This is a genomic window from Streptomyces sp. FH025 (genome assembly GCF_017427025.1).
GTDB lineage: Bacteria > Actinomycetota > Actinomycetes > Streptomycetales > Streptomycetaceae > Kitasatospora.
The window spans coordinates 1-6,380 of the sequence record NZ_JAFLNG010000453.1 but is presented as its reverse complement, the minus strand read 5'-3'; the positions used below and the strand labels follow the sequence as shown (position 1 = coordinate 6,380).

Below are 6,380 nucleotides of genomic sequence, written 5' to 3'. Positions count from 1 at the left end.
CTCAGTCCGCGGCGCAGCGCGGCGATCTGTTCGGTGACCATCCGCCGGCTCACCTCCGCCTGCGGGGCCACCAGGCTCGACCCGTGGAAGACCCCCGGGAAGAGGTGCAGTTCGGTGGGAACACCCGCCGCGACCAGCCGCTGGGCGTAGTCCAGGGCCTCGTCGCGCACCGGGTCGATCTCACCGGCCACGATGTGGGCGGGCGGCAGGCCGGACAGGCTCTCGGCCCGCGCCGGCGCCGCGTACGGGCTGACGCCGTCACCGCCCCGTACGCCCTCACCTCCGAGGTAGAAGTCCCAGGACACTTCGGAGTTGGACCGCTTCCATCCGGGCGTGTCGGTGAAGGCGCGCATGGAGGCGGTGTCGAGGCGGTCGTCCAGCACGGGAATGCCCAGGTACTGCATGCGCAGGGCGGGGCCGCCGTGGTCACGGGCGTACAGGGCCACGGCGGCGGCCAGGCCCGCGCCGGCGCTCTCCCCGGCCACCGCGACGCGCCTCGGGTCCACGCCCAGCTCCCGCGCGTGGTCGACCAGCCAGGTCAGGGCGGCGCAGGAGTCCTCCAGGGCGGCCGGGAAGGGGTGTTCGGGGGCGAGCCGGTAGTCCACCGACAGGACGACGGCGCCCACTTCGGCGGCGATGCGGGTCGTCTCGGTGTGGAAGGCGTCGACGCTGCCGATGACGAACCCACCACCGTGCATGTACACCACGCCGGGCAGGACGCCGTCGTGGTTCGCCGGCCGGTAGAGGCGCACCGCGACATCCGGGGCACCCTCCGGGCCCGGCACCGTGAAGTCCCGGGTCTCGACCGGGACCGGCGGCTCGTACGCACCGAACTCCATGATCTCCGCTTCCGCCTCGCGCAGCTGCGTCACGTCGGCGAAATCCACGGGCGGGTACTGGGCGGCCGCCGCGGACAGTTCGGGATCGTAGGCATGGGTCATCGTGGATCTCCTTGACTGGTGGTTACGCGGGATTCAGAACGCGTCGATGACGACCACTCCGGTCGGGCCGTACGTCTCCAAGGACGTCAGCACCTCGCTCGCTTCACCGAGGCCGACGGTGCGGGAGACGATTCGCCCGGGGTTGAGGCGGCCGGCCTCGATCATGTTGAGCATCGTGCCGAACCGCTGGCCCTGCATGCCGAAGGCGCCCAGGATCTCCAGTTCCTTGACCATCATGACGTCGATCGGCAGCGCGACCTCGCCCCGCTCGGCGCCGGTCGTGTGCCCGAGTTGGAGATGACGGCCGCGCGTCCGCAGGGACATGACGGAGTTGCGGCAGGTGGCGGCGATCCCGACGGCGTCGACCGAGACGTGCGCTCCGCCCCTGGTGAGGGTCTTCACCGCCTCCGTGGGCTCGTTCCTCGCCGCGTTCACGGTGTGCACCGCGCCCAGGGCGCGCGCGGCCTCCAGCTTCTCGTCCGTGATGTCGATCGCGATCACGTTGGCGCCCGTCGCGGCGGCGATCTCCACGGTCGACAGGCCCATGCCGCCGCCCGCGCCGTACACCGCGACCCATTCCCCACCGCGGACCCTCGCCTGGTCGACGACTCCGTGGAAGGCGGTCATGTAGCGGCAGGCCAGGCTGGCGACCTCGACGAAGCCGACGGACTCGGGCACCTCGACCAGGTTGACGTCCGCGAAGCGGACCATGACGTACTCGGCGAAGGCCCCCCAGTAGGACACGCCGGGCACCAGTTGGTCCACGTGGTCGCACACGTGCTGGTTGCCGCTGCGGCACATCTCGCACGCGCCCTCGCCGGGGTTCATCGGGAAGAGGACGCGGTCGCCCTTCTTCCAGCCGCGCACGTCCCGGCCGACCTCCTCGACGGTGCCGGCGAACTCGTGGCCGAGGACGAACGGGGGGTTGACCCGCGGTCCGCCCGTCCAGAAGTTCCCGGCCCACAGGGCCCAGTCCGTCCGGCAGATCCCGTTCGCGCCGACGCGCACGATCGCACCGTCCGGCGGGCATGCGGGGTCGGGCACCTCGCGGATGACGAGTGGCCTGTTGAGCTCTTCGATGACTGCGGCGCGCATGGACGCGGCCTCCTCTGGATGTGATGGGCGATGACGGATGGACTCCATGTCCACCTGTTCAAGCGGTGGACATGGAAGCTAGCCATTCGCTTCGCCACATGTCAACCGCATAGAGTGGTGGACATGAGTGATGAAGGTGGCCGGAGCGACGGCCGGCAGCGCGCCAAGGCCGACTTCCGCTTCGACGACGCGCGGCTGTGCTTCGCCTTCGCCGGCACCCTGGCCGATCGCGGCACGGACGTACGCTTCGAACGGCTGGCACGGCCGGAGGACTTGAGCCGCTGGGCGGTGCAGAGCGGCTGCACCACCGTGGCGCCGACCTGCACCGAGACCGACCTGGACCACGCCAGGCGGCTACGCGAGGCGGTGCAGCGGACGGGCCAGGCCCTGGCGGCCGAAACCCCGCCCGACCCGGAGGACATCGCCCTCATCAACAGCGCGGCCGCCGAGCCCACGTCGGTGCCCGCGCTCTCGGCCGACGCGACCACCGTGCGCTGGAACGGCGGCGGAGTCGCGGCGGTGCTCTCGATGGTCGCGCGGGACCTGATCGCGCTCTGCGACTCGGAGCACCGCACCCGCGTGCGCATCTGCGGGAACCCCGCCTGTGGCACACCGTTCGTCGACACGTCCCGAGCGGGCGCCCGCCGCTGGTGCTCGATGAAGACCTGCGGCGCGCTCGTCAAGAAGCGGGCGTACCGGGCCAGGATTCAGGCGGCCGACGACGGCGAATAGACCGGCTGGACCGGCCCGCCGGCGCTGTTCACCGCCTCAGGACTCGTCCACGAAGCGCGCGCCCGGGCCGGGCGCGCGACGGACGTCCTCCGGGGCGAGATGGCTGTGCCCCGCGGCGCATTCGAGGACGACCCTGACCGGCTCGTCGCACGCGCCCGCGCCCTCGGCGGACTGGTGCCGCGGGATGACCGACGGGCCCTGCGCGTCGGCGAGGTACCTGTCCCCCCACTCCAGGAGCGCCAGCAGCGTCGGCCTCAACGCCTGCCCCTGCTCGGTGAGTTCGTAAGCGAAGCGCTGCCGGTCCCCGGGTTCCCGGTACGGCACGCGGCGCATCACTCCGGCCGTCACCAGGGTGTCGAGCCGACTCGACAGGAGGTTCTTGGCGATCCCGAGGCGCACATGGAACTCCCCGAACCGACGTGCGCCGTCCAGCGCCTCCCGGACGATCAGCAGCGACCAGCGCTCCCCCACCACCGCGAGGGAACGCGCCACCGAGCAGTTCACCGGGTCGATCCGCCGCGTCTCCATGGCACCAGTCTACCCAGCTGGGTTTACGAACTGCACTCAGCTCCCGTACGCTCCAATCTAAGTTTAAAAACTAAACTCAAAGGGGTTCAATCATGCCCATGCTCGATGTGTACGTTCCCGACGGTGCGCTCCAGCCCGACGCCGAGGCCGCGTTGATGAACCGGATCACCGAGATCCTGATCCGCCACGAGGGGTTCGACCCCGCCGACCCGGTGACCCGCTCCGTCTCCTGGCTGTTCCTGCACCGACCGACCGCCGTCTACGTCGGCGGCGAGCCCGCGGACGCGCCCCGCTACAAGGTCGTGCCGTCCGTGCCCGAGGGCCAGCTCGACGAGCGGAAGCGCGCGGGCGTCATCGCCGAGGTCACCGAGGCGATCCTGGACGCCGAGAACGGCGCCTGGCCGCGCGACGCCAGCCGGATCTGGGTCTTCCCCACCGAGATCCCCGAGGGCCACTGGGGCGGCTGGGGCCGGATCAGGCCGCTCGCGAAGATCCTCGCCCGCCTCACCGGCGACGGCGACACCGAGCAGGCCCGCACGCTGGCACGCGAGCGGATCGCCGCCAGCCGGGCCGAACACGCCCGCCTCCCCTGACCGAGCGGCGAACGGCGGCACGGCGATGGCGACTCACGGTGATGGCGACCACAGGGCCGGTGCCGGGATGCGCCAGAGGGCGGCGGGGTCGGCCTCGCCGCCCGGGGAGGGCTCGAAGGCGATCCACCGGCCGTCCGGGGAGAAGCTCCTCGGCGCCGGAGCCGGAGCCGGAGCCGGGACCGGAGCCGCTGCATCCGGCCAGCAGCAGCGCCGCGACGACGGCCAGCGAACCGATGAGCGCACGATTCCTCGCACCCCACACGCCAGTTGACGCTCAATCAGCTGTGCGCCCGACCGCAGGCGGATCAGGCGTCGCCGTCCAGCAGGTGCTGGTGCACCTCCTGGAAGGTCCAGGCCCCGCCGGACGGCCGGGAGAACACCCAGACCAGGTCGAACCGGTCGCCCGGCCAGGCGGCCGGGGCACCGCTGCCGGAGGCGCCGAGCGCCTCGACGATCCGCGGGATCCGCGAGTGCTCCCAGCAGATCAGCACCGGCTGCGCCCCGGTGAGCGCGGCACGGGCCAGCTCGGACTCCTGGGACTCCGCGTACCCGGTGTCGACGGTCAGCCCGAGCTTGGCGGCCAGCGGGGTGACGGTCTGGCGCATCCGGTGCGCCCCGGCCAGCGGGCCCCGGTCGGTGGCGGCGAGGATCCGGGCCGGGGTGCGCAGGCCGGGCGCGGGCGGGGAGAACAGGCCGGGCAGCGCGTCGGCGCGGTCCCAGCCGCGCCGGGTGAGGGACTTGCCGTCGTGCTTGCCGTTCTCGTCCAGTCCCGGCTCGCCGCCCTCGGGCTTCTCGCCGTGCCGGATGATCATCACCACGGCCTCGCCGCCCTGGTCGCTCGCCCTGGCCACAGGAGCCTCCTTCCCCGGTTTACCGGGTTTGTCCGAGGAACAGCCCGCCAGCACCAGCGGCGCGGCCGCCAGGCCGGCGAGCAGCACCCGACGGGTGGGACGGTCCTTCACGCGGCGCCCCGCTCCAGCCGCACCAGCGCGTCGATCGCGACGCCCTCGCCGCCGCCCTTGTGCCCGGGCTCGCCGCCGACCGTACGGCGGACGCGCTCGGCCCGGACGGTGCGCAGGCCGCGGTCGGCGAGGTCCGCGAGGACGTCCTCCGGGGTGAAGAGCACCGCCGGGTCCTGCGGGCCACCGACGCCCCCGGCGAGGTTGCTCAGGTCGTGCCCGACCACCAGCAGGGTGCCGCCGGGGGCGAGCGCGTCGGCGGCGCGGCGCAGCGCGGTGCGGCGGTCCTCGGCGGGGATCTGGAGGTAGGCGACCAGGACGAGGTCGTAGCCGACGGCCGGCGCTTCAAAAGTGCGGGCGTCGCCGTGGCGCCAGGTGAGGCGGTCGGCGATCTCGTCGGGCAGTTCCGCGGTGAGGCGTTCGGCGCGCTCCAGGGCGACGGCGGAGAAGTCGAGGCCGGTGACCTCCCAGCCGCGACCGGCCAGCCAGATGGCGTTGCGGCCTTCGCCGGCGGCCAGGTCGAGGGCGTGGCCGGGGGCGAGGCCCGCCAGTTCGTGGACCACCCACTGGTTGGGGGCGGCGCCCCACACCAGTTCACTCGCGGCGTAGCGGTCGTCCCAGTCCTGGCTGTCCATGGGGCTCCTCCGTTCGGCGGCCTGGTCCGTCCCGGCCAACCTACCGGGCCGCCGCCCGCGCGGCCCGCGACGGTCCAGCGGGCGGGACACCCTTGACGGCGAATATTGGTCCAGTCCAATCTATTCAGTCGTGACGCGAACGGACCAAGCGGCCCGGCGCGTCCGCGCACCGCCCGTCCCACGCGTCACCCGCCCGCGCGCCCCCCAAGCGCCGGGCCGGCTCCCCTGGGCCCGTCCGGGCCGAAGCACCGCCGGAACCCCCACACATCCGGAGGACAACCCGCATGCACGACCGCGTCCTGCCCGCACGGCCCGACCTCCCCGCCCAGGGGCGTGCCGCCCGCCGGGCCGCACAGCGCAGAAGAGCCACCGCCCTGGCCCTGGCCGCCACGCTGACCACCAGCGGCGCGGCCCTCGCCCTGACCTTCGGCTCCGCCTCGGCGGCGCCGGTCAACCTGCTGTCCAACGGCGACTTCGAGACCGGCACCCTGGCCGGCTGGACCTGCTCCAACGGATCGGTCGTCACCACCCCGGTGCACGGCGGAAGTTACGCGCTGGCCGGCGCCGCCTCGGCCGGGGACACCGCGCAGTGCCAGCAGACCGTCACCGTCCAGCCGAACACCACCTACACCCTGTCCGGCTTCGTCCAGGGCAGCTACGTCTACCTGGGTGCGACCGGCACGGGCGTCAACGCCTCCAGCTGGACGCCGAGCGCGACCGGCTGGAACCAGCTGAGCTCCACCTTCACCACCGGGGCCACCACGACCTCCGTCACGGTCTTCACCCACGGCTGGTACGGGACCGGCACCTACTACGCGGACGACCTCACCCTGACCGGGCCGGGCGGACCCACCTCCACCACCAGCCCGACCGGCTCGTCCAGCCCGACGGCCTCGT

At 72.9% G+C, this 6,380-nt stretch carries 8 protein-coding genes; 3 read left to right on the top strand and 5 right to left on the bottom strand.

All coding sequences use genetic code 11. The annotated features are described in order from the left end of the window. Nucleotides 1-941 (bottom strand): alpha/beta hydrolase (locus J0670_RS26575; protein WP_207814207.1); only part of this gene is annotated, 941 nt, incomplete at its 3' end. A 33-nt stretch (nucleotides 942-974) separates the two neighbouring features. Then, a complete protein-coding gene (locus J0670_RS26570) occupies nucleotides 975-2,036 on the bottom strand; it encodes an alcohol dehydrogenase catalytic domain-containing protein (protein WP_207814206.1) in 1,062 nt (353 codons plus the stop codon). A 123-nt stretch (nucleotides 2,037-2,159) separates the two neighbouring features. On the opposite strand from J0670_RS26570, the gene J0670_RS26565 reads away from it, so the two are divergent. Next, nucleotides 2,160-2,768, top strand: a complete 609-nt coding sequence (locus J0670_RS26565) for an ABATE domain-containing protein (protein ID WP_207814205.1) — start codon at nucleotides 2,160-2,162, stop codon at nucleotides 2,766-2,768. A 36-nt stretch (nucleotides 2,769-2,804) separates the two neighbouring features. Here the strand turns inward: J0670_RS26565 and J0670_RS26560 are convergent, their stop codons facing one another. Beyond that, a complete protein-coding gene (locus J0670_RS26560) occupies nucleotides 2,805-3,296 on the bottom strand; it encodes a helix-turn-helix domain-containing protein (protein ID WP_207814204.1) in 492 nt (163 codons plus the stop codon). Nucleotides 3,297-3,388: 92 nt separating this feature from the next. Between J0670_RS26560 and J0670_RS26555 the strand changes: the two genes are divergently transcribed. Then, nucleotides 3,389-3,889, top strand: a complete 501-nt coding sequence (locus J0670_RS26555) for a hypothetical protein (protein WP_207814203.1) — start codon at nucleotides 3,389-3,391, stop codon at nucleotides 3,887-3,889. A 305-nt stretch (nucleotides 3,890-4,194) separates the two neighbouring features. On the opposite strand, the gene J0670_RS26550 is transcribed toward J0670_RS26555, so the two are convergent. After that, complete coding sequence (locus J0670_RS26550) at nucleotides 4,195-4,851, bottom strand: hypothetical protein (protein WP_207814202.1); 657 nt, start codon at nucleotides 4,849-4,851, stop codon at nucleotides 4,195-4,197. Then, nucleotides 4,848-5,483, bottom strand: a complete 636-nt coding sequence (locus J0670_RS26545) for a bifunctional 2-polyprenyl-6-hydroxyphenol methylase/3-demethylubiquinol 3-O-methyltransferase UbiG (protein ID WP_207814201.1) — start codon at nucleotides 5,481-5,483, stop codon at nucleotides 4,848-4,850. The genes J0670_RS26550 and J0670_RS26545 overlap by 4 nt, the downstream gene beginning before the upstream one ends. A 284-nt stretch (nucleotides 5,484-5,767) precedes the next feature. Between J0670_RS26545 and J0670_RS26540 the strand changes: the two genes are divergently transcribed. Continuing rightward, the coding region (locus J0670_RS26540; RefSeq protein ID WP_207814200.1) for a carbohydrate binding domain-containing protein at nucleotides 5,768-6,380 on the top strand (613 nt) is incomplete at its 3' end.

What these genes read in the sequence shown, in the direction of transcription:
- J0670_RS26565 (WP_207814205.1), top strand. Translation starts at nt 2,160, where the DNA reads ATGAGTGATGAAGGTGGCCGGAGCGACGGCCGGCAGCGCGCCAAGGCC.
- J0670_RS26545 (WP_207814201.1), bottom strand. Translation starts at nt 5,483, where the DNA reads ATGGACAGCCAGGACTGGGACGACCGCTACGCCGCGAGTGAACTGGTG.
- J0670_RS26560 (WP_207814204.1), bottom strand. Translation starts at nt 3,296, where the DNA reads ATGGAGACGCGGCGGATCGACCCGGTGAACTGCTCGGTGGCGCGTTCC.
- J0670_RS26555 (WP_207814203.1), top strand. Translation starts at nt 3,389, where the DNA reads ATGCCCATGCTCGATGTGTACGTTCCCGACGGTGCGCTCCAGCCCGAC.
- J0670_RS26570 (WP_207814206.1), bottom strand. Translation starts at nt 2,036, where the DNA reads ATGCGCGCCGCAGTCATCGAAGAGCTCAACAGGCCACTCGTCATCCGC.